Origin of the sequence: Nostoc sp., from assembly GCF_036918015.1 — a bacterium.
GTDB lineage: Bacteria > Cyanobacteriota > Cyanobacteriia > Cyanobacteriales > Nostocaceae > Nostoc.
The window spans coordinates 83,397-108,721 of the sequence record NZ_JBALEO010000091.1; the positions used below are offsets into that span (position 1 = coordinate 83,397).

Here is a 25,325-nt window from a genome sequence, read left to right on the forward strand (position 1 = left end):
TATACTGATTTCATCAAGTCTCTTGACTGGCACTCAATGCTTTTCCAACCCAGATGAAAGAATTAAGATTTGATTTGCTTATAGATTCTTATAATACCTGCTTTCAGCTATTAAATACATCTAATTGATAAATTAACCGTTGTTTTGGGTTACACAGTAGACTTCTTGCAGAAGTGGCAAAAGGATAAGGGGTAAAGGTATGGAATTTTCCCAAACCCAGTAACCTTTCCCCAACACCTTGTAAAAGTAATTTTTGCAAGAGGTCTAATAGTGTAGCATTCACCCCCGATGGGAAAACCATCGCTTTTGCTAGTGATGACAAAACCGTGAAACTCTGGAATATATAGCCAAATCACCTTAAGAATTTAATAATTTCTAGTAGCCTCAACAAGCTAATGAACTACAGTTGCGATTGGCTAAATGCTTATTTACAATCAAATCCCAATGTAAGCGATCGCACCCTCTGCGATGGCATTGGTACTAAGAGCAATTAAAATGTTCCCTTCCCTGCGGGAAGCAAGCTACGCGGAGCGTCTGTCTGCGACACGCTGCGCAAACGTAGAGAAGTGCGGACGGTAGCCATTACATTTTGGCTTTGACTGAGGAGCGATCGCACAGGTTTTGATAATGCGCGGTGAAAAGATGGCGATGGGCTACGCCCCGTCGGAGACGATCGCACGCATCCACAGAACTAGAGAATTTGAGGCATTGTTGCTATATTTCATAACAATCTTTAGGGTAAGGGAAGAATTTTTGCTATGATATCTAAGCTCATAAACAATGTGAATGTAAAACTTTAACAAAGGCAATGAAAAAGGTTACACTAACGGAATTAAGTAATAATATTGAGCGTTTACTAGATGAGGTACTAGAAACAGGTATTCCACTAGAAATTAACAAAAATGGCAAGTTATTAAAAATTGTTCCTTTAGAAAAACAAGATAAGCTTCAAAATTTGACATTTAAATCTGATGCTATTCAAGGAAATCCAGATGATTTAGTTAATATCAGTTGGGAACAGGAGATTAATATTGATTTATCTTGACACTCGTATAGTAGCATGGCTCTATGCTGGCTTGACAGATAAATTAACTGATATTGCTAAAACTTTAATTAATGATAATGACGTTTACATTTCGCCAATTGTGAGATTGGAGTTACAGTATTTATATGAAATAAAACGTCTTAAGGATGAACCGGATGTGATTATTTCTAATCTCTCGCAGCAAATTGGTTTAAAGATATGTAACCAAAACTTTAATGATATTATCAGTACTAGCTTAACTATTACTTGGACTCGCGATCCTTTTGATCGGATTATTACAGCTAATGCTCTGTTAAATAATAATATATTACTGAGCAAAGATGAAAATATTCTGAATAACTATCTGTATGCAAAATGGCGTGATTAAAATTTATATTAATCACAACAGCATAATGCAATGCACAACAGCGCTCGCATAATTCATAAACAAGTTATTATGATGCGCGGTGACAAAATGGCGATGCCTGCGGCGGGCTGCGCTTACGCACCCTCTGCGATGGCATTGGTACTAAGAGCAATTAGAATGTTCCCTTCGACTCCGCTCAGGGAACGTTTTGCTTAAGGAAATCAATTACTGCTACTGCGATGCCTGCGGTGGGGTAGACATCGCACTTTCGGGATTTTGGAGCGATCGCTTCACTGGTATTTGCTGACTTAAAGTTGACTCCTGTTCAAATTTTACAAGGATGATGAAAATTCAGAAGGAGCGTTCCCTGAGCGAAGTCGAAGGGAGCGACTGATCTTGTAGCAACTTCCGCTTTGGTTGCAGCAACTTCTGCTTTCACGTTTCCGTGTTTCGCGCAAGCTGTAGCAACTTCCGCTTTGGTTGCAGCAACTTCTGCTTTCACGTTTCCGTGTTTTGCGCAAGTTGTAGCAACTTCCGCTTTGGTTGCAGCAACTTCCGCTTTCACGTTTCCGTGTTTCGCGCAAGCTGTAGCAACTTCCGCTTTGACATTATATTAATTCATAATTCGTAATTTAGAATTAGTAATTACGAATTGGTATAAAGCAAATAAATTTTAGGCTTTTTTAGAAAAATCAACAATTCTACGTATGACAACCTTTTCAACAATTGTCCACTATAGAGTTATGAGAAATTGAGAAAATGAGTATTAATTATGGGAAGGCGAAAACGCAATTCACGTACTCTTGGCAAAGCTGAACTACGTCTAGCAAGCGTTAAATCTATTAGTCAAACTCTCGATGTCGGAGAGGGGCTAACAGTCAAAGATTATACTGAAAAAATCGATAGGGTGCGGCAATCTCTAGAAGCATACAATACCACCCTCTCCACTATTGATGTTTTACTAACCCAACTCGTCGAAAATGAACAGGAATTAGCAGACTATTCTGAGAAACTTTTACGTGGTATTGCTTATAAATATGGTAATAATAGCCACGAATATCAGATGGCTGGAGGTACTCGTAAAAGCGATCGCAAGCGTACTGTGCGTCAAAGCGTGGTTTTGTCGAAATAATACCATTTTGGATTGAGAATTGCTGTCTGCGTCTAAGTTTGCCAATCCATCTGGGTTTTGTCTGGAAAGCGATTGCATCCTTTGCAGACTCAAGCTGTTGATTCAGCTTTGCGTTTGGGATGCGATCGCCTATGCAATATCTTGAGGTGTAGCGTCTGTTACTAACATCGTTATTTTTTGGTCAGGTTGGGGAACTCTATAAATACGGTTTAGTAGACCTCTTGCATAAATCAAAAATAAGAAAGAACCCCACCCCGCCAAAGCTACGCTTTGTCTCCCCTCCCCGCTTGCGGGGAGGGGTTGGGGGTGGGGTGTTAGGGACTTTTGCAAGAGGTTTAGTAATTGCCCAGCGCTAGATGTGGGCTGCTCTGAACCGTGTTGTAACAATATCTGGAGTTTTGAGGATCGGCTGATGGATAAATCAATTATTCAGTTGGTTGACGAGTTACCGACTGACAATATTACTGTCAAAGTTTTAAAAGCTCTTGATTATGTAGCACCAGGTGAATGGAGCAATTTGACGGGGTTTGACAATAATATCCGCGCCATTACTGGAGAAACCGATGCTAAGGTAATTCAGAAAATCCGCGATCGCGCTGTTGTTCTCTACGAAGATCCTCAAAAAGGCTACCAGTTTGCCATCAAACTTTATCAAACAATTGATAAGGCAGACACAGCGATGGCAGCGGCGGCTTTAGCGAATAAAGTTAGTGAGAAAATCGGCTTTCTCTCTTTTTTAGGTAAAATTACTCCTAAAGCTGATGTCACTCAATCTATTGACTTAGTATTGAAAATTGCCGTCGAAATCATTGCCTTTTGCAAACTAAATGGTATTCCTCAACCTAATCCCCAAGAGTTTGCTAATTCCCTGACTAACAACTATCAAAATGCATCTCTAATGCGGATGGTAGCTTTAGTTTGTCTAGATGGAATTCTGCCCTTGGGGCCTGATTTTCTCAACAAAATTCACGGAGTTATTAGTGGTACTGATTCTAGTGCAATAACTCAAAATCCGGTTTTCTTAGCCGTTAATAACTTTCTTCCAGGCAGTAATCCTTCTGATAAAGTTGGTTTTATCAATCAGAGTTTCAACTCTGTGCAAGGCTGGATGACTAATTTAGTATCCAAGACAGGCGTAACCCCGCAATCAATTTCTAGTCATTTGGGTAATTTTATTCAGATTGCTGATGATAATTTAGATTTAGTTGCAGCATTCCTAGATCAAACTACCAATTACTACGAGCATACAGGAATTCAAACTGTCGCTCGCAGTTTGATTTTGCAAGCATACACTCTAGTAAAAGAGGAAATCAAACAAGAGGAACAAAAGCCGATTCAAGATGTCTCATCTGCTGTTAAATCGGATAAATCAGATAAGACTCAGTATGAAGTCAGCAAAACAGTAGAAGTCTGGGATAATGATGACGAGGATTGGTATCAGGGAACTATTGAGAAAATCCAAGATGACCAGTTCTTTGTTCATTACCTTGGTTACGGTTCATCTTATGACGAGTGGGTAGGCGAAGATGACATTCGGACTCGCGATCTTCGCTCCACTGATGAAAATGGATATGCAGTAGGTCAAAAGGTAAAATGTTGGGATGATGACCAAGAAGCTTGGTATTCCGCAACAATTGAGCAAATCCAAGGTCAGCAATACTTTCTTCACTACGTTGGTTATGACTCATCTTATGACGAGTGGGTTGATAGCGATGAGATTTCTTAACTCTTGAATTAGCATGGGGTTGACGAGAATTGCAACCCGCAGATCCCCGACTTTTCAAAAAAGTCGGGGATCTTGTTTTTCACGAATGGATTCAGAATTGCTGTAGTACTTTTAAAAATTCATAATTGACAATTCGGTAATCAATTACGAATTACGAACTTGTACTGAGCGTAGCCGAAGTATTACGATTTACGAATTATCTTGATACTTGCGCTACGATATCCCCTATTGCTTTCGTGCAATGTACGTGAGGAGTAGTACCTGACTTTTCACGTTATGTGGAAAAGCCACGAAAAACCTAACCCCCTAACCCCCTTCCCTACGAGGGAAGGGGGAATATTCAAAGTCTCTCTCCTTTTAGGAGAGAGATTTAGAGAGAGGTTTTCCAGATACCGTGAAAAGTCAGGAGTAGTACAGGTCAAACAGATGATAAAAGAATTTAATACACAGGATACCCGGAATCTGGTGGCGATCGCTAACCAATTCGCCCAACTGGGGAAGGTTATAGACGTTAAAGCATTGGGCAGTGGTAATATCAATGACACCTTTTTAGCAACTCTAGATTCCTCAAAAGAACAACATTTTGTCTTGCAACGCATCAACACGCAAGTGTTTCGTCAGCCAGAACTGATTATGCAGAATATGTGTACCTTAACTGAACACGTTCAAAAAAGGTTGCAGGATACACCCCTGAATCGTCGCTGGGAAGTGCCACGCGTACTGTTGACCAAAAACGCTCAAGACCACTGGAAGGATGCAGACGGCTCATTTTGGCGGGCAATCAGCTTTATTGAAGGCTCCCAGTCTTTTGATAGTATGCGCGATCGCTCACACGCCAAAGAAATCGGTTATGCCTTGGGGATGTTCCACAATCTAATCAGCGATTTGCCAGCAGAAAAACTTGCTGACACCCTTGAAGGCTTCCATATTACACCGTTTTATCTCCAGCATTACGAGGAAGTTTTGGCGAAAACTAGTGTGAGTCAATCTTCTGAAGTTAATTATTGTTTACAGTTTGTTAGCGATCGCCAAACCTTTGCACATATCCTAGAAAATGCCAAAGCTGAAGGCAAGCTACCCCTGCGTCTGATGCACGGCGATCCAAAAATCAATAACGTGATGTTTGACATTGTTACCCAGCAAGCCGTTAGCGTCATCGACCTGGACACCTTGAAACCCGGTCTGGTACATTACGATATTGGTGATTGCCTGCGATCGGGTTGCAATCCGGCTGGTGAAGAAACCGAGAATTGGGAAAGTATTTATTTCGATACCGATCTGTGTCAAGAAATCCTCCAAGGTTATCTTGCTGTGGCTAAGGCATTTCTGACCGAGAATGATTATGCATACATCTATGATGCCATCCGTCTAATTACTTTTGAACTAGGACTGAGATTTTTTGCTGATTATTTAGCAGGGAATGTCTACTTTAAAGTTAAGCACCCAGAACATAATTTAGCAAGAGCGATCGTCCAGTTTAAGCTGACTGAAAGTATTGAATCTCAAGAAACGCAGATTCGCAAAATTATCCAAGATATGAAATGAACAACCAGACATTTTCTCTGCAACCTTTCCCTTCTACCGAGTCCTTTCCTCATTTGAAAATTACAGGCAATATTTTCCGAAATGCTAATCAACTTACCATCTGCTACAACCTTGGAGGCGATTTAAAAGAAATTGCAATTGTTCCACCATCAAATGCACCATCACGCAAGTACGAATTATGGGAAGACACTTGTTTTGAGTTCTTTCTTGGCATCAAAGATTCTGCACGGTATTGGGAATTTAACCTCTCCCCCGCCGGACACTGGAATATCTATCGTTTTGAAGGGTATCGTCAAGGGATGCAAGAGGAAACAGCTTTTAAAAAGCTACCATTTAGTGTTCAGAATCAAGTTGATAGTCTAGAACTGGCTTTAAATGTTGATTTGGATAAAATTGTCTCGGCAGAACAAGAAATTCAAGTTGCCATTACTACAGTTATTAACCACAGAAATAGTGATATTACTTACTGGGCGTTAACTCATCGAGGCGCGGAGGCTGACTTTCATCTCCGAGACAGTTTTATCGTTGAGTTGTGAGATTTACTGGTATCAATATGCCAGAACGAGAAGGTGGTATACAAGTCATTCATTGGGATGAGAAACAATTCAACCGTTTGGGTGAGCCAGTTGTATGAGTTTTATTTTTATAAATAAGATTAATATATTAGTAGAAACTATTGATTCTACTTTAGTCTTGTTAAGGAGTATGTTATGAAATTAACAACATTGATAACTTCTACAGCGATCGTTGCTTCTCTTGCCTTCACATCTGGCATCGCTAGCGCTCAAACAGGCGCGAACAAGAATACAAGTACTAATGCCACTAGTGAGAAATCAATAAACACAGCAGTTAATTCTGATGCATTAGGCAGTAATTCCAGCAATGTCAGCTATATTCAGCCGTTTAATCTTGTTAATCTTGCTTACCAAGGTGGTTTTAAACAGCAAGGAGTTCCTAGTGGAGGAACTTTGATTTCTAAAGGTCAACGCGGAAATATTACTGCGAAAGATTTAGTCAAAGCTGCGATCAATGCTAAAAAATTACCAGCACAAGTTTTAAACAATCAAGACTACATCAGTGCTGTTAATTTACAATTGGGGGTATTAACCGGAGTAGATTATCCTGAATAAGCATAGTTTTGTCTATGGCCATGTTTAAGTTTCCAATTGGATGAAATACAAGTTAACCTTTTCCTTGAACCATTCCGCGCAAGCTGAAATAACCCCTGTACATCTAAGGTATGGGGGTTTTAGATTAGGTGTCTGCTAAATAATTTCGGTTAAGGCAAGAGACGCGATGAATCGCCGTCTCTACAATAATCAGATAATAAATAAACTAATTTACTTCTTTCGTTTGATAGAGTTACTTAAAAGATAAGTAAGATATATAAATAAAAGCCAATTATCATATATTAGCTTTATGCAAACAAAATATGGCAATCTTCAGGGTAGAAAATCTAGTAAAACAAAACAATTACAACTATTTTTTAAACAAAGTCAACCAAAAGATAGATTCATTTTGTCGAAATTTATTGAAGCCTTAGCTGCAATTACTAAAGAAATTGTCTTTGACCAAGATTGGATGCTGCTGGCAGGAGTGCAGACAGAAAATGTATCTGTGCAACTGTTTAAGGGTGCGGTTTATGGGAGGGCTAAATGAACTCACAATATAACTTTCAATACTTTCAAGGGAGTTCTCTTTCCGATCTGTTTGCTCAAGATATCACAGATGCATCTTATGGGTTTATTCTAAATTACCCTGCAACTGCTAGTTGGGCTGCTTATCCCAACCTGGAAAAATATTTTATTCAAGATGGCAGTAGTGAAGCCACCAAAACCTCCTTTGACAAGATTTGCCAAAAGGAACCTTGGAAAATTTTAGCTGTATTAGGCGATCGCATTCCAGGAATTATGATTAATCCGCCGCCAAAGTCGCTGCTTGCATACTGGCAAGAGCATTTCGGCTTCAGCTACTCCAATAGGTTGATAATGGATCGCTTAACTTATTTGGACGATCTCAGCCACAGCGAACGCTTTGATAAACTCATCACTCTATTTCCTTTCGATCGTCTAAAACCTGAAAAACACGCTATTGATTCAGACACTCATTACCGTTTACTCAGCAAAGTAACCCTAGCCGAACTGGGGGTGCAATGTCCAAAATACGAGAGTTACAATTTACACACCTGTAGTCTAGAAGATATTCAGTTACCACAATTTCCCTACTTAATTAAAACGTCCCACGGACTCTCAGGGGAAGGCACTTATATCATCAAAAGCCTCAGCGATCTGAACTACTGTCTTGAAGAAATCAAGAAATATCTGGATATTAAGTTACTCGATAGGATTATTGTCTCGGAGTTCGTTAAGAATGAAGTGCAGAATTACTGCGTACAGTTTTATGTCAACAAAACGGGAGAGATAACCCTCATTGGCACTACCAGCCAACTCGTCACTCCAGAAGGTAACTATTTAGGAGGACTGATTGACTACCGTAACACTGACATGAGCAAGTTCTTTGAGATGATTGCCGCCATTGGTGAGTATGCTTACAAACATGGTTATTTCGGCGTAATTGGGTTCGATGTGCTGGAAGATCGGGACGGGGAGTTTTATGCAATCGATGCCAATTTCCGAGTCAATGGATCGACTCCGTTGTGCTTGCAGCGCCATACCCTACTGGGACTGGGAAAGGAAGTTGCTAAATATTCTAGTAGCTACCGCATGGAAGGAACGTTAGATTCAATTTTAGTGACTTTAAAACCAGAACTAGATCGCAAGGACTTAATCGTTCTGTCGGCTTTAGAGAGGGTCAAATACGGAAAAATTTACACCGAAATTTATGCGATCGTGACTGGAGAAACTATCCAGGAAATGCAGCAGATCGAGCAGAAACTACAGAATAAGGGATTACAATGGCTCCCTTAAACTTAGCAGTCCAGAGACATTCCAGCCAATGACAGACTATCAACGCACCTTACCGCCTCTGTGGATAGGTTTGGCGATCGCTTTCTATGCCTTTATTGCCATTGGCATCGCTGAAGCAGGATTAGGAGTTCTTCTACCCTCGATTCTCTCTACCTATAACCTGACTCCAGCAACCGTCACCCTGCTGTTTCTCAGTCAAATTAGCGGCTACATTCTGGCCGCATTCACCAGCAGTCTGGTGAGTAGTCGGCTGGGGTTAGCGCGAATGCTGTTGATTGCTGCGGGTGCGCTGACGATGGCACTGACAATCTATGCCATCTCACCTTCCTGGTATCTCATGGTTGCCGCTGGATCGGCGTTGGGATTGGGCATTGGGTTGATTGATGCAGGCATTAACACCTACATTGTGCAAGATTCCCGCAGTGCCAATTTGATTGGTTTGCTCCATGCTTTCTATGGTATTGGCGCACTTTCGGGCCCTGCGATCGCTACTACTTTATTAGCGGTTGGCATGAACTGGCGACAAGTTTATGGGGTATTAGCCGGGATTGTCAGCCTATTAATTGTGAGCGTGCTGGGCATCATCATCTTCAACTACACGCCAATGACAGTACGGGTATTGCCATCAAAGACAACTGCGTTAGAAAATCTGGGCAGAGCGCTGCAAACTCCGATAGTACTGCTAACTGGACTACTTTTGCTGGTTTATGTTGGTACTGAAGCCTGTATCGGCAACTGGGCATACACTGTGCAGTCTGTCGCTCGTCACACTCCCGCGCTAATTGCTGGTTACAGCGTTAGTGCCTACTGGCTGGGATTAACATTGGGACGTTTCATCTTAGGTTATTTCTTGCGATCGCTTGGGGCAGTCCGCACAATCAGTATGTCGCTCAGTCTTGTAATAATTGGATTGCTTGCTTGGTGGCAACTGCCAGATCAATGGATTAGCTTACCGTTAATTGGCTTCGGGTTGGCAGCCATCTTTCCTGCAACCATTTGGTTAATCCCTCAACGATTGCCAGACCCCCATGTTCCTGCGGCTGTTAGCATTGCCACTAGTGCCGCCAGTTTGGGGGCAGCGATCATACCCACTGGAGCCGGTTGGGTTGCAAGTTGGACAAGTTTAGAAATCATCCCAATGTTGATGCTGCCATTAGCGTTTCTAATGGTAGGCTTACATTTCTGGCTGGTGCAACATTCGGTAAAAGGCAAGTAATACCAATTTGAAAAAAGAATGCGACAAATAGACCATTTGTAGAGACGCGATTCATCGCGTCTTTAGCCAAGGATGTAGCTCAGGCGATCGCTACATACATGACAATTTTACACAAAGTTATACTTAGTGAGACAATTCAGCTTTCAGATGATCAGCTAATCGAATTGCCAACGCAATAATGGTAAGCGTCGGATTAGCATAGCCTCCTGTAGGGAAAACAGAGCTACCTGCCATAAATAAATTAGAGATGCCGTGTACTTGACAATTTGCATCGACTACTCCTTGTTTTGGGTCGTGATGCATACGCGTTGTACCCATATTATGATGAGTACTAAGAGAAGCAACTGGACGATCTCCATCCAATTCAATCTGCAACTCACCCAGTCCGGCGCTCGCAAACTCTTGTGCAAATACTAGCTGCGATCGCTTCACACTGCAAATATCTGTTTCGCTCCAATAATTAGTTAATTTTGCTTGCGGACAACCCAGCTTATCTAGTTGATCGCTGAGTGTCACTCGATTATTTGGATTTGGGGTTTGTTCAGTTTGGCTGAGAACTTCAAACTTTATATATTTCTGTTCATTACCTTCACGCTCAGACCATCCTCCATGACTCAAATCAGGGAATAAATATTCTTTTTTGAGATTATATTTATACCAATCAGCTACTAAATCATCAATATTCGTCATGACATTTTGCAAATGTTGAAAAATATTTTTAGGTAACTGTCTTTGTCGAACTGAAGAGAACAAAATTTTTGCAGAAGCCTTTGCAGCCGATCTATACCTTTCATCTCTGGGATATAACAACGCGGTCATATTTAGTAATTTCTCCCGGCGCATCACTTGTTCCGTCAGAGCAAATTTACCCATGACTGTGACATTATTCACGCGGCGTAAGTCATACAAAGCCATCGAATTAAAGATTTTGCGATTTTGCGGAACAAGCATACCACAACGGATAAATGGATGATCCATGAAGAATCTACCCACTAAATTATGTTGGTTGCCTAATCCATTCTTTTGAATTCTGTTTGATAGTAATAATAAACGCGCGTTTTCAATCCCACCTGCGGCTAAAATAAATACTTTTGCAACAACCCAAAATTTCTTACCAGATAAACAAGCAACTTGCACGCGTTTCACTGTTTGGGTTGTTTCGTCTGCCTCAATTTCTACCACATTGGCGTTGAGGAATGTAGTTATATTAGGAGATTGATTGATTTGATGGCGATATTCATTGGTGAAAATATCGCGTGGGCCAAACTGAAACATACTGGTAGTAACTCGGTCACTTGTGAAATGTGTCCGAGGAGATTGAGCATTTTCCCAAGCCTCAGCTTCATAAGCAAAAGAACCGAGTTTACAGACTGCTTGAGCGCGCTCATAAAATGGATTCAGGTAAGATTTACTAAAAGGCCAGCCACTGTATGGAATCCAATCTCGTTTTTCAAAATCTATTGCGTCTAACGGTACGTGCCTCAGACCAAGTTGATTTTTATTAATTTCAATATTCCAGACATTAGCCATCCCACCAAATTGACGATGACGCATATCTTGCAGTGGCGGAAAAGGATCTCCAACGGTTTCGCCTTCACCAAGAGATGCAGTTTCTTGATTAAATTCCAAATCACCACTTTCTAGTAAGCAGACTCGAAAATCTTGCCCAATTAATTCTCGTGCAAGTGTAATTCCTGCTGGGCCAGCACCAACTATACAAACTTCAGTATTGATAATTTCATCTATTGGCAATTTGCGGCTATCAATCAACATTGATTTAATTCCTTTTGCATAAATATTTTTTATATTGCGCAGATGCATAGAGGGTATTAATTATGAGGTAATACGGTTCAGTTAAGGCTAAAGCTCTTTGTCGAAGTCAATTTTTTTAACGAACCGCGAAGGACGCAAAGGACGCAAAGAGAAAGAAGAAATACTTAACTGAACCGTATTGAATTATGAGGCGTAAATGCTTTTGTAGTAAGGACTTTAGTCCTGGATTTTTAAGCACTAAAGTGCTTACTACAAACCTATTAAAACTTCTGTGATAGAGGACTAGGCATTACAGAACGAATTGCATTAATAAAATTTTGGGCATAATTCTGCGTTGAGAAATCGAGGGCGCGTTGTCTAGCAGCGACTCCCGCACTTCGGGCAAATTCTTGCTCGTCAAGATAGCGGAGAATTGCGATCGCTAATTTATCCGCATCGCCGTAAGGTGTTAATAGTCCATTCATGCCATCGGTAATAATCTCTGTCGGGCCGCCTGCACTGCCAGCAATTACAGGTTTACCCAGCGCCATCGCCTCAATAATCACAATCCCAAACGGCTCTTTATCTGATGCATGAACAAATACATCCATCGCCTGCACCCATTCCGGGATATTGCGTTGTAGTCCAGCCATAATTACTTGGTCTTTCAAGCCTAAAGCGGCGATTTCGGCTTTTAAGAAGTCCTCATAATCCGGTTCCAAATCGTGCTTACCGCCAACCACTACACAATGGGCATCAGGATACTTCTGTAAAATTTTGGGCATCGCTTGCACCAATACGTGCATTCCCTTCCATCGTTGCAATCGTCCCACAATTCCAATCAATGGCCCGTGTAAAGGTAAACCTAATTTCCGCCGTGCTTCTTCTGGAGTTGGTAAAGTATTAGGCTCAAATCGGTCTAATGCGACACCAGGATAAACCAAAGGTGTTGGTCTGTGGGGCCAAATCTCTGCCTGCGCTTGCTTGCCATCTTGTGAAAGAGTAATAATTGCACGGGCTGGAATTAAAGTTGCCAGTCGCACCAACCAAGTTTTATCACTAGGTACTTCTAGTTGATACCACACAGCAGGCAAGCCTGCCAACATTGCTGCCAAACCTCCAGATATATGCGTAATCCACATCCAATTGACAATTATATCTGCACGTTCGCGGCGTGCGATCGCAGCAATCCGCAAAACAGCGCCAATAAAACGGTGGATTTGGCGTAAACGTCCACTTTCTACAACTCGCGCATCAATACCGAGAGACTTTACTTGTGCGACCATCGGGCCGTCTTCTAAAAATATCACCAGCCACTCAACACCAGCATTACGTCCCTGCTGCACCAAATCCCAAAGCATCATTTCACCACCGCCTCGTTGTTCGGCCAGTGGCATGACAATAATTACTTTCATAATCTATATCAGTCCTATTTAAGTTATAAGATTTATGAGATTCTCGATTTATTAGAAAAGTTAGGAATATTGGAGAGCGTCTGAGGATTGCTATAGTACTTATGCCCTGCCATAGCCATAGCTAAAAATCCCCAAAGAATCATCCCTGATACGCTCAACATCCCGCTACCGATAACTAACTGTGAAGCGGCACTGATCCCAATGGCGCGGGCAGCACTGACAAAACTATCGAAACGACCTTCACCATAGCTGCTAACAGTAATAATCAAAAAGATTAATCCACCCATATAAAATATGCCTCCAAACCAACCAAGGGTGAAAAACATATCTAAAATGCCACTATCAATTACCACTACTTCAATTTGACCAGTTTTTTCGTTGACCTTCCAAATATTTCCTAAACCGTTACCTAGAGCATTAGAAAGGGCTAAACCGAGATTTCTATCATAAGTTCCCGATCTATCTTTAAAGCTGCCATCTTCTTGAATATTAGAAAAAGTTTCAAAACGTGCTGCTACTACTCCAGCAATTGGTTCGATAGTTGTCAATGGCACAACACAAATAGCCATGACCACAATTATGGTAATTAAGCGCATTTGAATTTTGGCTTTGACTGAACCCATAATCATAATTATTCCAAATAACCAGCCTCCCCAATTAGTACGTGCTTGTGTCAATAGAAAAGATAAGTAACCAACAGCTGAAGCCGGAAAAATTAAGTTTCCTGAACTCGTAAATAACAACAGTAACCCAGCCTGCATAACAGAACCAAAGGGGCCGACTGAGTGTAATGTACTCCAGACGCGCATCCCAAAAGGTACAGGGTTTCCAGAACTCATAAATAATTTAGATTGTATGAGCCAGTACCTATCCCACTCAGGAGCTACCACAAATTGATATACGCCATAAGTTCCTAAAATCAACACACACCAGAGAAATGTTCGCTGAATGTTCTGGCGATAGCTGGGATAATCTCGCCAGTTGATAAATAAGTGAAAAGCGAAAATAATCGGACTGAGCCAATCCATCAATCCGCGTGCTACAGGGATAGGTGCGTTGTAAATTAGACCGATGAGAAAGCCATAGAAAACTCCAATAAAAGCCAAAACAAACGGCAAACCCCCTTGGCGAGAAGCGCGGGGAAAGTGTCGCAAAAATGTTGCTATGGTAATAAACACCACTAAGTAGGGTGCTATGAGCATTTGACGGCTAGCATCCCACCCTACCCGATAATCAACTAAGCGAGTCGCTAAGGGTGTGAGAAACCAAATCCACCAGGTAAAGCCAATGTAGAGAATGGGATGCCGCAAGTATAAAAATAAGCCTACGACTAAGGCTGTCGCCGGGTAAATTAGGCGCAATCCGGCAGTAACACCACCAAAATAGCAAACTACAGTTAGTAATATAAAGCCTGCGATCGCCATCCAACCCTGTAGCGATCGCTCTTCGGGAGAATAGTTTTCTTGTAAAAAACTATTGAAAAGTATCTGTCTAGAATTCATTCAATTTTAGATTCTGAGGTTTGTAGTAAGCACTTTAGTGCTTAGAAAATAAGGACTAAAGTCCTTACTACGAACTTGTTTACCCATCAATTTCAACTTGGCTGTTTTAATTACGAATTACGAATTACGAATTACGAATTGTTTATATCCCTGCCAACGCCCACGCCAAGATGCTAATAACTTTTTCCCTGCCAACTGCCCTTGACTAGGTAAAAATCTCAGCCATTGTACTAAGCCCAAACTATCGCAAGTACCCACAAATATTGCCCAGAACAAAAATGCAATCCGGCGAATAAATGGTAAATGCTCTAGTAAAACTAAGGTTTCATTATGGACTAAATTAATAAAGGCAATTTCATTAAAGTTATTTCGCTGATCTTCATCAAAACGTTGTGCTGGATAATGATCTACAGCAACGCTAGGATCGTAAATTATCTTCCAACCAGCCCGCTTTAATGCCAGGGTGAATGCCATTTCAAAGTGTACCTGCGCTCCAGTACCACGCATCCGCTCGTCAAAGCGTAGTTGTCCGATAGCTTGGGTACGAAAACTCATGTTCACGCCCTTGAGAATATCGACTTCGCGGGGTTCTCCCACTCCCAGGTGATGGTTGCCAATGACTCGCCCAAACCATTGCAACTGTCCTACTACTGGGCGGGATTCGTCTTCTAATTTGCTGCCGTGGTATATCCAATCACGCCCTCCCAGACCGCCGAGGCGACGATCGCAGGTAAAGTAAGCTGCAATCCGCTCTAACCAATCAGGGTGGGGTGCGGCATCATCATCAGTAATGGAAACAATATCGCCCTCCACTGCTGCTAATCCGGCGTTGAGAGCTGCTACTACCCCCGGTTGTGTCACTTTCACGGGATGCAGTGGCAAATTGTGCGCTGTGTATTGCGCCAGAAATTGCCAAGTTTCTGCATCCGTATCGCGGACAACCACTATCACCTGATCGACTGGTTTAGTTTGCTCTTGTAGCGCCAAAAGGCAGCGTGAGAGGTCTTGTGGACGGCGATAAGTCGGTATCAGAACGGTGTTCCGCATTCTTGCTTAACTCCTCGAATAAATCCACATAAGTTTGTGCCATAGTAGTCCAGCTGTGTTGTTCTGCCACAGAACGAGCAGCTTGACTCATTTGCTGCATGAGCATATCTACACTTACCAAGGACATCATCGCCACAGCCAAAGCATCGATATCATTTGAGTCGGTTAAGACGATGCCACATTCTGGTGTCACCAACTCTGCACCCCCGGTAGCTGTGGCAGTAATTACTGGTAGTCCTGAAGAAAGTGCTTCTAACAATACGAGGCTACAAGCTTCATATCGGGAAGGAAAAATAAATAAATCTACTGACCGCATAATTTCGGGGATATCACGGCGAAATCCGACAAAATGCACGCGATCGCTTAATCCCAAGGATGCCGCTAGTTGTGGGAAGGGACTACCTTCGATATGACCTACCACCGCCAAATGTAAGTCGGGTACTTTTACCAAGGCGTGTAGGACTGTATCTAAATTCTTTCTAGGTGTGCGGATGTCTCCAGCAAAGAGGGCTAGGGTGACATTCTCCGGTAAACCTAATTTTTGGCGATTGCTTTCACCAGGGGTAAACTCTTCTAAGTCAACGCCATTGACAATTACTTTAATCCGAGAACGCGGTACACCAATATTGACTAATTCTTGGGCTACCTTTTCAGATACAGCCACCACAACCTGCGCTTTTTGGAAAGCTTGTTTTTCCCAACGGGCATTAAAAGCCGTAAATAGCCACTGGTAGAAACCATATAAATCGCGGCGGTTGCGAGAAATATGAACAGGCGATCGCAACCATGAACTGTGGACAAAATGTACAGCATTCACATCAGCCGCAGCCAGATTAATTGCACCATTGACTTTAACTAAATCAATGTCAGAGCGATGCTTACGCAACCAATCTGCGCTTTTTTGGGCAAAGATAAAATTACGTAAAAATTCTGTAGGATAGCCTTTGACTGGAATTTTAATCCAATTAACTTGGCTATTGTCTTCTAGTTCTGGTGCGACTTCACTAGCTAATAATGTCAATTGATGACCGCGACGTATTGCTTCTTTAGCAACCTCATAGTTTACCCGCCCCTGACCATCACCTTTTTTGATTTTATGAGTAACAATACAAAGTTTCATACACTACTTCCTTAAGGATAAAATCCTTGAATCACCTCTCCCGTTGGGAAGGGCCTACGGTGTACACACAAGTCGAATTACCCCCCTTAATCCCCCCTTATAAAGGGGGGAAACAAGAGAATCTTGTTCCCTCCCCTTTACAAGGGGAGGGTTAGGGTGGGGTAAAATAAATTCCTCAACTCAGAGATATTGAGATATTATTTCGATATTCCTATTAACTTACTTGTTAAAAATCGCGGCGTAAAACTAAGACTAAGTGCTGCCATAGTTCGCACATTAAATTTTTGTTGATTCAGCGCTTGCCAAAAATAAGGACGTGCTGCGGCTATCTGTTCGCTTCGTAGCAAACCAATTCCCAAAGTAGTATTAGCTTCTAACCATTTCTGTTGAAAATGAGTTCTAAATTCCTGTAGTCGAGGATCTTCCATAAATACTTGATAGCAAAACATTTCGCTTTTCGCTTTGCGAATTTTTGCTTGTACATCTCGACTACCACTGAGCATAGTATCAGTTTGTTCATGGGCACGATATTGCGTCAATCTTTCTGGACAATAGTAAGCGCCATAACCAGATATACAAAATAGATAGGTTAAATATAAATCCCACATCCCAGCAACTTCTGAGGGAATACTATACCAATCCACCAAATTATTCCGAATCACGCAAGATGCAGCAGTAGGTATACTTTTATCTACTAACCCAATTTTGGAAAAAGGTTTATAAATTCCTTTGGCGAGTTTGTCTCGCTTGTAAGCGCGTGTATTTTCTTCAGTACCAGCATGATTAATTATGCCATTAGCATCTATAATATATTGGTCAGAAAAAGCGAGAATCAAATCAGAATTTGCTTCTAGTGGTGGTACAAGCTTTGCTAAAAAGTCTTCATTCCAAATATCATCGTCATGGAGACTAGCAACATATTTACCTTGCGCTATGTTAAAGCCATACTGCTGATTAGCTAACATCCCCACATTTTGCGGATGCTGCCAAAATTTAATGCGTGAATCACCAAAAGATGCGACAATTGCTTGGGGATTTTCGGAACTACAATTATCAGAAATAATAATTTCAATATTTTGATAAGTTTGTTTTATCGCACTTGCGATCGCTTGCTTGAGATAGTGTGGTCGATTATAGGTGGGGATAACAACGCTGACTAAAGGTTGTTGAGATTCTTGATGTAATGACATATTTTTCTCACTTTATATTTTCTAAGTAAAAGATGTACTATCTAATTCAGCTTATTTAGCTGGAGAGATACTATATACTTTGTTGGCTTGGGAAGAGAATTCAGCTATTTTTTTTGCATAAATTGTTCGGAGATTATTGACATGAGCAGCCATTGTAAATTCCTTCATCAATAAAGTATGACCTTGCTCACCCATATATCGGCTTTTTTGATAATCTCTAGACAATTCATTAATAGCATCAGCCAGCTTTTGGATATTATTGCTTGGAACAAGAATACCCGTTTCTCCATCTCGTAAATGTTCTGGAATCCCTCCAACTGCACTACCAATTACAGGTCGACAACGAGAGTATGCTTCCAGAGTTACAAGACCGGCAGGTTCAGGCCAAACGCTGGGAAAGATGACTGCAAAACACTGTTGATAAAGTTTATCTAATTGATCCGAATCGCACCAACCATGCCAAGTGATTCGCTGATTCAATCCGAGTGTAGTTGCTAACTTTTCTAACCGTGGTCTTTCCCAACCTTCACCTGCAATATCGAGTTGAATTTTCGGGTCTGTATGTATTAAGGTTTTCAGTAACCATTCCAGACCTTTATCAGAAACAATTCTTCCAGCAAACAAAATTCGATGATTTTGATGTACTTCCAAGCTTAGGGGTGAACTTGCTGTTTCTGGTATAGAAATTCCACAATGTAGCGTTATAACTTGTTCAGGGGATACACCGTTTTGAATTAACTCTTGCCGTACATATTCGCTATTGGCAATGAAAGTAATTTTTAGCCTTTTCAAGACATCTAAAAACTGATGAGTGGTTTGAAGTTCTCTAATAGTTCTTAAAGGTCTACGGCTACCACATTTATCGACTAATTTACCCCAGGTACATCCTAAGTAAGAGAAGTTGCGATCGCAGATTGTCCGTTGCTCTGCTAAATACTTTGTGCCACTAGGGCAGTAAAATGAGTGATTATGAACGCTGAAGATAGCAGGACATTCGCCTGTAAGCTGCAATAGCAAATCTGGACTGTGTATGTGCAGCAGTTTGAACTGTCTTTGATCGATATTTTTAAGTGATTTTATCACGCGATCGCTAACATCATGTGGTCGATGTTTAAACAAAGAAGCTAAATAAGTTTCAACACCTCCGCTCCCACCGACACCGAAACTTGAGCATTGATAAATTAGGTCTTTGTCAAATATTCCCTGGGACATACTTTCTATGACTTTTAAGTATATAGGACTAATTTTAATAATTTACAATTTTGCAAAACTACTGATACATATTTAGTAGTTTACGGCTGTAGAGATTTACAGCCGATAAATATGTTGTAAGTGTTTTGTAATTGGATGTTGTTTCTAATCTGGCTGCCTTAGTTCATACTGCATTTGATGATATTTCCAAAGCTTGCCTTTTAGTTCCAACAGTTCTTGATACTTACCTTGCTCTACTATCCGTCCCTGTTCTAAAACTACAACTTTATCTGCTTTAGAAATAGTAGAAAGACGGTGAGCGATCGCAATTACTGTTTTACCAACAGATAGCTTTTCTAATGAATCTTGAATTAAGCGCTCAGATAGCGAATCTAAGGCACTAGTTGCTTCATCCAAAATCAAAATTTCTGGGTTCCGCAGTAAGGCTCGTGCAATAGCAATTCGCTGTCTTTGTCCTCCAGATAACCTAACACCCCGATCTCCTAATTGGGTATCAAAACCTTCGGGCATTTCCAAAATAAATTCTAGTGCATTCGCTAGTTTAGCAGCTTCTTGAATTTCCTCATTCGTCGCCTCTGGAGTGCCGTAAGAAATATTCTGCCAAACATTAGTATTGAAGATGAAGGTATCTTGACTGACGACAGCTATTTTGCGACGTAGAGAGTTAATTTCAAACTGCCGGATATCGATTTCATCAATGAAAAGATATCCATCTGTAGCATTATAAAATCGGGGAATCAAATCAGCAAGGGTTGTTTTACCAGCGCCAGACGATCCGACTAATGCTGTCATCTTTCCCTTTTCAATAGTCAGGGTAATATTATGCAGTACTAGATTTTCATCATCATAGCCAAAATCCACAGATACTAAATCTATTGACCTGTTTAATCCCTTAAACTCAACTCTGCCATTTTGAAAGTAATACTTTTCATCACTTTTCAACAGATTTTTAATATTGTCTGCTGAACCATGTAAAGTGCTAAGATATGCTCTCGTGCCATTAATATCTTGAACAAATGGGATAAAGCGGAATAGTACAAAGAAAAAGGTTAGCAAAGAAGCAACTTGTAGCGTTCCATTAGTGACAAGACTAGTGAATGCCAAAATAATCATTCCGATCAATACCGTAGTCGCTACCGCTTCGGCAATTGGCTTCACAAGTGTCCAGGTAAATACAACTTTTGTTGTGCTACTTATTACCTTATCGCTAGCTTTATAGTAACGCTGACGCTCAAATTCTTGAGTACCACAAGAATGAACAGTACGAATCCCATTAATAAATTCGATGGCTGTTGATGTAAAATTAGCATTAGCAGTTGTCATGCCAAAACTCGATTCTCTGACTCTGGCATTCAGATTTGACAACCCTACACCTAAAAGTGTAAATAGTAATGCTGAGATTATCGTCAATTGCCATGAGATCAAAAACATTGATATTAAGTAGACAAAGGTTGTTAGTCCTCTAGTTACTAAAAAAGCTCCGCCACTAAAACCTTGTCTGATCCTTTCAATCTCGGTGGTAATTGTGTTAATTAGTTCGCCAGAACGAGTTTTACTAAAGTAACTTAGCGATAAGGATTGTAACTGTTCAAAAATTTGCTTGCGTAAGCGATCGGCAAGATGTAGTTGAGATAATTCAGTATAAACTTGAGAAAAATAATTGAAGGTGGCACGTAACCAAGTACTCAATAAAATCAGCAAAGATACGCGATATAAACGATTAATTGCTGATGTCTTGGCTCCCAAAATCCAAAGATCGAACCATTCTATTCCTGTTTGGACGGGTTGAGCATTGGGGCTAGTTAAGCTTTGTAAGAAGGAAAGTAAGAAACCAATACTTACACCTTCAAAAGTTGCCGCCAAAATTGAGAAACCCAGAGCTAAAATTGCAATTTTGCGAAAGTGTTTAAATTCTCGCAATATCAAATAGTTGTCCTGCCAAAAGCTGCTAGCTTTGAGCAGATTACTGAGTGGTTGAGGAAGCTGTAAATTCATGAATTTTATCATAGTAGTTTGGCAAGGTAGATAGACCTCTATAGATCGATACAGTTCAGAATGAGCAACAAAACCCTGATGTAGAGATACAATTTATCGCATTTGGAAAACTAATTATCTAGAATCGTATGCTACATAAATAATTTTTCTGAGCCTCAGTGCGATAAATGAAATCATCAATTACCGCACCGATAAATTACAGAGTTTGGCTATCCAGATGTAACAGATGAGATTGTGCCTCTACTTCCCAGGAAGCTGTAATTTCTGGTAATTTATTTAGCTGTACTGCATCTTCCAAAGTCCAACAACGAGATCCGGTTAAACTCATATCACCCCGTAGCACGTTAAATAACTGTGGCAGATTGTCGAGATTGTATTTACCCATCCAACGCCCTAGTGGTGTGTTATTGTGGGTGCAAAAGCTGATCGCTTGAAAAAGTTTACCCCGTTCTCCAACACGCCATTCATGACAAAAAAGTGACCCTGGCGAGTAAACCTGCATTAATACAATCAATCCCAACATGACTGGACTTACTAATAGCAGCAATATAAAAGCAGCAATCCAATCAATTACTCGCTGCAATTGTCTCAAGGGTTGGTTAGGAAGTTTTTTGCCAGCGGGTATGCTTAGGAATATTGGTTTTTGAGCTGCTTCACATGCATCTGCCCAAAATTTGAGCAAAGTCTCACCCAATTTTGGATCTATGCTGACCAAACTTACTGGAGAATGTTGTAAGCATTCTACTAGCGATCGCTTATTATCTAATGAAGCCAGATATGGTTGTTTCACTCCTCCAAGCGGCTTCACCAAAAGCTTACCCCGTCGCCACAGGAGTGTGCAGTACCCACGATTATCTTGCTGTGACTGGGTTACATCATATAAATTCTCTAGAGTTGGAATTATTGAAGTTGTCATAATGTCTTTGGGTTTATACAGGAGTGAATTACTGAGGCGTTATCAAAGGCTATTAATGCCAAAGACCCAAATCCGAATCTTGTTGTAAGTCCAAAAATATGCTATAGTATTTGCCACTCAGCCAAGCACGTATTGCGTAGAATTCTGCTGGTGTAGAGATTTACAAATTAGACAGATACTAATTACATAGGTAGCAATCACCGCTACTATTAACATTCATGGGCAAATCTTGATTTTCCGGAAACTACTGACAGTAGAGAAGTGTAGAGGGAAATTACCCATGAATCTATATCTACGTTTAATTACGCTGAGGTGTTCATTGTCTCGATAGATTTGAAAAACCAGTCTGCTCTTGTCTTCTAGCCTTTATGAAGGTGCTTTAATCTCTAGAATATAAGACTCTGTAGAAATAGCGATCGCTCAAATAACTTCTTTATTTATTCTTTAAAAAGTCAGTGATTTCTCTGAAAAATCATAAAGATAGCATAAATATACTGAATTCTTCCCGATAGCAACAAAATTCAATTTGGTTCATCAAAACGCAGAGGCAATTCATGAATCATTGCTGTCAATTTAAGCTAAAAGCCAGTCTATAAACAGCTTTTAGCAGATTGCCTCGTTCTCAATCTGAGACTTGGAATGCCCGTCCTTGAGGCTCCGCCTCTTTTACTGACAGCAGCAGCCCAATGAACAGCATTTCTAACCAGAGGCTAAAAACGAGAAAAAATGCAAAACGCAAAATCCCCAACTTCTCTAGGAAGTCGGGGATTTATCATCTAGCCCTACTAGTACAGCACGGCGGAAATAAGCCACCCATTTGAAATGTCTAAAACACTTACGTAATGGTAATTACGAATTACGAATTCCGAATTCCGAATTCCGCCAAGCTGTACTAGCTACTTTTCTACAGCTTGACGTAGAGCTAATTGCTGTTGTTTGATATTAGGTACGTAATTACTACTAGAGTTTGATACCCCATTAGCTACAACCCCAATCAGATTTAACTTACTCAGCATAGCTGTCGCTTGATTAAGCTGACTTCGCGTCACAATACCAATGCTTGCCACCATAATCACACTACGACAAGATGATGCGGTAAGCATGGCATCCACCAAACCGAGAACTGGGGGCGCATCTATCAGAACCAAATCATAGTTTTCCTCAAATGCTGCCATTAATTGCATCATCCGCGGGGAACTCAACAGATTAGCTGGGTCGGCAGGTTTGGGGCCAGCAGTCAAAATATCGATGTAGGCGGAACCTGAGTATTGAAGACTAATTTGGTTAGGTAGAGTTGTATCACTCGCCAATAAAGTTGAAAGTCCCTGCTCATTAGGAAGATTCAGCTGATGGTGCAAACTGGGATCGCGTAAGTTGGCATCAATCAGCAGTACCCTTTTGTGTAAACGAGCAGCACTCATTGCCAAACCCAACGCCAAAGCTGATTTACCCTCATCCGCTAAAGCCGAGGTAATCATCAAAGATTTTAAATTAGTAACAGTATTTAAAAGTTCAATGTTTTTGTAAATCAGATCCAGTGATTCCCAACGCGGTGGAGATTGCAATACCTGAATCGTCCAAGGAGCGAGAACTTCTGGCTTACCAAAAGGCAACTTGATCATTGATTCTCTGGGTTTGGCTGGCGGTAACTTGGGAGTTGTTCCCAACAACGGCATGGCCATTTGCTTCTCTAATTCAGCAGTAGTGTGAACTGCATCATCAGCCGATTCCCGAATAAAGGCAGCAATGCCTCCTAACATTAACCCAACTACAGCACCTAACAGTAAATTCTGTTGGAGATTGGGGCCTAATTGTGCGCCTTTTTGCGGATCTTCTACTACTTCCCAATTAAATCCACCCTTGGAAAGTTCTTGCCTTAATTGCTGTTCTGCTCTTAAAAGCTGCTCTAATCTTTCACGACTAAATTGCAACTGCGGTAACATCCGATTGTAATAAGCCAAGAGAGGCGGGAAGCGTTTGATTTCCAAACGTAGCTCGTTTTCTTTCTGAGCCAAAGTTTGATCGCGAGCAGTTAAAGCAACTATAGTTGTCTGCGTTTCTACTAACTGACCGGCAAGGCTGAGATCGATTTGGCCCAGCTGTCCTTTTTCGAGAAGAGAGTCTCCATTCGTGAATGCACCAGCAGACTTTTCGCCTAAAGTTCTTCCTACCTCTTGTTGCAATAATTCCTTCTGGCCCTGAAGCTGCTCTTTCAGCTTTTGCACACTCGGAGTTTGATCTGTAAACCGTAAGCGTTCTTGTGCTAATGCCAATTCGCTTTTTTGGATTTCGTTTAGTAAGCCTTGATAGCGAGTAGACTGACTCAAACGAGAAGCAACTAGGGCATTTTGGGGAGAACGGTTAAGTTGTTCTTCTAAAGATTTTTGGCGTGCTAAAGCTTCCCCATACTGAGCGCGAGTTGTCTGTCTTTCTTGGGAAAGATTGTTTAAAGCTGTTTCAATTGCTTTGGCCTGTGACTCTGGATCGATTAAGTTCTGATTTCTGCGAAACCTTTGTAAATTTGTCTCAGATGCGTTTACTTCTTCACTGGCTTTACTTAACTGTTCCCTGATGATTTGCAGACCTTTTTGTAAACGCGAACTTTGTTGTTGTTTGTTATATTCCAGATAAACTTGTCGAATTGCATCCAGAACTTTTTGGGTCTTTTCTGGATCGCCAGCGGTATATTCAACTTGAAAGATTTTAGTAGCGACATTATCTTCTTTGCTCCTGATTTGAGTTAAGACCAAAGAAGCTTTAATTTCAGCCGAAGTTATATCTGGATAATTAGACTGAAGTTTATCAACTGCTTTCTGGATGAGTCCCGAACCTTGCATCAAGTTAAGCTGAGTGGCAGTATCTATGACCACGTTAGAGTCAGTAAACTGATTGTCTACCCCCGCACCACCTTCCGTTTTACCTTGATAGTTAGGTTCTACTAGCAGTTGCATAGAACTTTTATAAGTAGGCTTTGTTTTTACAGTTACTATGCTAGCAATAGCAATAGAACTAATTAATACTGCTAAGAACCAAGGAAATCTCCGCACAAATACGGCAAACATTTGCCCGTAACTTGGTTCACTTTCAGAAGCTAGAGCTAGGTGAGGATTTAGACTATTTTGAACCACTTTTATATCCTTGTCTTCAAGACTTACGCTAAGAGATTCTCCGAAGAATACCTATTTTTTTTACGAACCGCCAATGAGGAGAGAGCAAATAAGTAGGTAATCTGATAGTGG

At 41.0% G+C, this 25,325-nt stretch carries 23 protein-coding genes; 11 read left to right on the top strand and 12 right to left on the bottom strand.

Annotated features, from left to right (window positions below; translation table 11 throughout):
* Window positions 1-103: 103 nt before the first annotated feature.
* A complete protein-coding gene (locus V7K61_RS28100; protein WP_335058584.1) occupies window positions 104-322 on the bottom strand; it encodes a hypothetical protein in 219 nt (72 codons plus the stop codon).
* Between V7K61_RS28100 and V7K61_RS28105 the strand changes: the two genes are divergently transcribed.
* From V7K61_RS28105 to V7K61_RS28115, 3 genes are all read left to right on the top strand, one after another.
* Complete coding sequence (locus V7K61_RS28105) at window positions 300-347, top strand: hypothetical protein (RefSeq protein WP_335058819.1); 48 nt, start codon at window positions 300-302, stop codon at window positions 345-347. The two genes, V7K61_RS28100 and V7K61_RS28105, sit on opposite strands and share 23 nt — an antisense overlap.
* Before the next feature lie 461 nt (window positions 348-808).
* Complete coding sequence (locus tag V7K61_RS28110; protein ID WP_335058586.1) at window positions 809-1,045, top strand: type II toxin-antitoxin system Phd/YefM family antitoxin; 237 nt, start codon at window positions 809-811, stop codon at window positions 1,043-1,045.
* Complete coding sequence (locus V7K61_RS28115) at window positions 1,032-1,412, top strand: type II toxin-antitoxin system VapC family toxin (protein WP_335058588.1); 381 nt, start codon at window positions 1,032-1,034, stop codon at window positions 1,410-1,412. Before V7K61_RS28110 ends, V7K61_RS28115 begins: the two co-directional genes overlap by 14 nt.
* Window positions 1,413-1,716: 304 nt before the next feature.
* Here the strand turns inward: V7K61_RS28115 and V7K61_RS28120 are convergent, their stop codons facing one another.
* Window positions 1,717-1,956, bottom strand: coding sequence for a hypothetical protein (locus V7K61_RS28120; RefSeq protein ID WP_335058590.1), 240 nt, complete (start codon window positions 1,954-1,956; stop codon window positions 1,717-1,719).
* A 207-nt stretch (window positions 1,957-2,163) separates the two neighbouring features.
* Here V7K61_RS28120 and V7K61_RS28125 point away from each other — a divergent pair, with 207 nt between their 5' ends.
* From V7K61_RS28125 to V7K61_RS28160, 8 genes are all read left to right on the top strand, one after another.
* A complete protein-coding gene (locus tag V7K61_RS28125; RefSeq protein ID WP_335058592.1) occupies window positions 2,164-2,523 on the top strand; it encodes a hypothetical protein in 360 nt (119 codons plus the stop codon).
* A gap of 412 nt (window positions 2,524-2,935) precedes the next feature.
* A complete protein-coding gene (locus V7K61_RS28130; protein WP_335058594.1) occupies window positions 2,936-4,249 on the top strand; it encodes a Tudor-knot domain-containing protein in 1,314 nt (437 codons plus the stop codon).
* 426 nt (window positions 4,250-4,675) lie between these two features.
* Window positions 4,676-5,794, top strand: coding sequence for a phosphotransferase enzyme family protein (locus V7K61_RS28135; protein WP_335058596.1), 1,119 nt, complete (start codon window positions 4,676-4,678; stop codon window positions 5,792-5,794).
* The gene (locus V7K61_RS28140) at window positions 5,791-6,330 is read left to right on the top strand and encodes a DOMON-like domain-containing protein (RefSeq protein ID WP_335058598.1); all 540 of its coding nucleotides are present in this window, start codon (window positions 5,791-5,793) and stop codon (window positions 6,328-6,330) included. Before V7K61_RS28135 ends, V7K61_RS28140 begins: the two co-directional genes overlap by 4 nt.
* Window positions 6,331-6,504: 174 nt before the next feature.
* The gene (locus tag V7K61_RS28145; protein WP_335058600.1) at window positions 6,505-6,924 is read left to right on the top strand and encodes a hypothetical protein; all 420 of its coding nucleotides are present in this window, start codon (window positions 6,505-6,507) and stop codon (window positions 6,922-6,924) included.
* A gap of 289 nt (window positions 6,925-7,213) precedes the next feature.
* Entirely contained in the window at window positions 7,214-7,453 is a 240-nt protein-coding gene (locus V7K61_RS28150; protein WP_335058602.1) for a hypothetical protein, read from the top strand.
* Window positions 7,450-8,721 (top strand): carbamoylphosphate synthase large subunit, encoded by a 1,272-nt coding sequence (locus V7K61_RS28155; protein WP_335058604.1) that lies wholly within the window; start codon window positions 7,450-7,452, stop codon window positions 8,719-8,721. The genes V7K61_RS28150 and V7K61_RS28155 overlap by 4 nt, the downstream gene beginning before the upstream one ends.
* 28 nt (window positions 8,722-8,749) lie before the next feature.
* A complete protein-coding gene (locus V7K61_RS28160) occupies window positions 8,750-9,937 on the top strand; it encodes an MFS transporter (RefSeq protein WP_335058606.1) in 1,188 nt (395 codons plus the stop codon).
* A 123-nt stretch (window positions 9,938-10,060) separates the two neighbouring features.
* Here the strand turns inward: V7K61_RS28160 and V7K61_RS28165 are convergent, their stop codons facing one another.
* From V7K61_RS28165 to V7K61_RS28210, 10 genes are all read right to left on the bottom strand, one after another.
* Window positions 10,061-11,710: a GMC family oxidoreductase gene (locus tag V7K61_RS28165; protein ID WP_335058608.1), complete on the bottom strand. Its 1,650-nt coding sequence runs from the start codon at window positions 11,708-11,710 to the stop codon at window positions 10,061-10,063.
* Window positions 11,711-11,970: 260 nt separating this feature from the next.
* Window positions 11,971-13,104 (bottom strand): glycosyltransferase family 4 protein, encoded by a 1,134-nt coding sequence (locus tag V7K61_RS28170; RefSeq protein ID WP_335058611.1) that lies wholly within the window; start codon window positions 13,102-13,104, stop codon window positions 11,971-11,973.
* 32 nt (window positions 13,105-13,136) lie between these two features.
* Window positions 13,137-14,606, bottom strand: a complete 1,470-nt coding sequence (locus V7K61_RS28175) for an O-antigen ligase domain-containing protein (protein WP_335058613.1) — start codon at window positions 14,604-14,606, stop codon at window positions 13,137-13,139.
* Between the two features lie 117 nt (window positions 14,607-14,723).
* Window positions 14,724-15,653 (bottom strand): glycosyltransferase family 2 protein, encoded by a 930-nt coding sequence (locus V7K61_RS28180; RefSeq protein WP_335058615.1) that lies wholly within the window; start codon window positions 15,651-15,653, stop codon window positions 14,724-14,726.
* Window positions 15,571-16,773 carry a glycosyltransferase family 4 protein gene (locus tag V7K61_RS28185; protein WP_335058617.1) on the bottom strand — a complete coding sequence of 401 codons (1,203 nt, stop codon included), beginning with the start codon at window positions 16,771-16,773 and terminating at the stop codon, window positions 15,571-15,573. The genes V7K61_RS28180 and V7K61_RS28185 overlap by 83 nt, the downstream gene beginning before the upstream one ends.
* 197 nt (window positions 16,774-16,970) lie before the next feature.
* Window positions 16,971-17,963: a glycosyltransferase family 2 protein gene (locus V7K61_RS28190; RefSeq protein ID WP_335058619.1), complete on the bottom strand. Its 993-nt coding sequence runs from the start codon at window positions 17,961-17,963 to the stop codon at window positions 16,971-16,973.
* A gap of 51 nt (window positions 17,964-18,014) precedes the next feature.
* The gene (locus V7K61_RS28195; protein WP_335058621.1) at window positions 18,015-19,175 is read right to left on the bottom strand and encodes a glycosyltransferase family 4 protein; all 1,161 of its coding nucleotides are present in this window, start codon (window positions 19,173-19,175) and stop codon (window positions 18,015-18,017) included.
* A gap of 144 nt (window positions 19,176-19,319) precedes the next feature.
* Window positions 19,320-21,170, bottom strand: coding sequence for a heterocyst formation ABC transporter subunit HepA (gene hepA, locus V7K61_RS28200; protein ID WP_335058623.1), 1,851 nt, complete (start codon window positions 21,168-21,170; stop codon window positions 19,320-19,322).
* A 196-nt stretch (window positions 21,171-21,366) separates the two neighbouring features.
* On the bottom strand, window positions 21,367-22,086 hold the full coding sequence (gene hepC, locus V7K61_RS28205; RefSeq protein WP_335058625.1) for a heterocyst development glycosyltransferase HepC: 720 nt from the start codon (window positions 22,084-22,086) through the stop codon (window positions 21,367-21,369).
* Between the two features lie 896 nt (window positions 22,087-22,982).
* A complete protein-coding gene (locus V7K61_RS28210; RefSeq protein WP_335058627.1) occupies window positions 22,983-25,214 on the bottom strand; it encodes a GumC family protein in 2,232 nt (743 codons plus the stop codon).
* Between the last annotated feature and the right edge of the window lie 111 nt (window positions 25,215-25,325).

Excerpts from the sequence above, each read along its gene's own strand:
- V7K61_RS28150 (WP_335058602.1), top strand. The coding sequence starts at position 7,214 with ATGCAAACAAAATATGGCAATCTTCAGGGTAGAAAATCTAGTAAAACA.
- hepA (WP_335058623.1), bottom strand. The coding sequence starts at position 21,170 with ATGAATTTACAGCTTCCTCAACCACTCAGTAATCTGCTCAAAGCTAGC.
- V7K61_RS28135 (WP_335058596.1), top strand. The coding sequence starts at position 4,676 with ATGATAAAAGAATTTAATACACAGGATACCCGGAATCTGGTGGCGATC.
- V7K61_RS28155 (WP_335058604.1), top strand. The coding sequence starts at position 7,450 with ATGAACTCACAATATAACTTTCAATACTTTCAAGGGAGTTCTCTTTCC.
- V7K61_RS28165 (WP_335058608.1), bottom strand. The coding sequence starts at position 11,710 with ATGTTGATTGATAGCCGCAAATTGCCAATAGATGAAATTATCAATACT.
- V7K61_RS28125 (WP_335058592.1), top strand. The coding sequence starts at position 2,164 with ATGGGAAGGCGAAAACGCAATTCACGTACTCTTGGCAAAGCTGAACTA.
- V7K61_RS28190 (WP_335058619.1), bottom strand. The coding sequence starts at position 17,963 with ATGTCATTACATCAAGAATCTCAACAACCTTTAGTCAGCGTTGTTATC.
- V7K61_RS28180 (WP_335058615.1), bottom strand. The coding sequence starts at position 15,653 with ATGCGGAACACCGTTCTGATACCGACTTATCGCCGTCCACAAGACCTC.
- V7K61_RS28130 (WP_335058594.1), top strand. The coding sequence starts at position 2,936 with ATGGATAAATCAATTATTCAGTTGGTTGACGAGTTACCGACTGACAAT.
- V7K61_RS28145 (WP_335058600.1), top strand. The coding sequence starts at position 6,505 with ATGAAATTAACAACATTGATAACTTCTACAGCGATCGTTGCTTCTCTT.
- V7K61_RS28110 (WP_335058586.1), top strand. The coding sequence starts at position 809 with ATGAAAAAGGTTACACTAACGGAATTAAGTAATAATATTGAGCGTTTA.
- V7K61_RS28185 (WP_335058617.1), bottom strand. The coding sequence starts at position 16,773 with ATGAAACTTTGTATTGTTACTCATAAAATCAAAAAAGGTGATGGTCAG.
- hepC (WP_335058625.1), bottom strand. The coding sequence starts at position 22,086 with ATGACAACTTCAATAATTCCAACTCTAGAGAATTTATATGATGTAACC.
- V7K61_RS28175 (WP_335058613.1), bottom strand. The coding sequence starts at position 14,606 with ATGAATTCTAGACAGATACTTTTCAATAGTTTTTTACAAGAAAACTAT.
- V7K61_RS28170 (WP_335058611.1), bottom strand. The coding sequence starts at position 13,104 with ATGAAAGTAATTATTGTCATGCCACTGGCCGAACAACGAGGCGGTGGT.
- V7K61_RS28140 (WP_335058598.1), top strand. The coding sequence starts at position 5,791 with ATGAACAACCAGACATTTTCTCTGCAACCTTTCCCTTCTACCGAGTCC.
- V7K61_RS28160 (WP_335058606.1), top strand. The coding sequence starts at position 8,750 with ATGACAGACTATCAACGCACCTTACCGCCTCTGTGGATAGGTTTGGCG.
- V7K61_RS28195 (WP_335058621.1), bottom strand. The coding sequence starts at position 19,175 with ATGTCCCAGGGAATATTTGACAAAGACCTAATTTATCAATGCTCAAGT.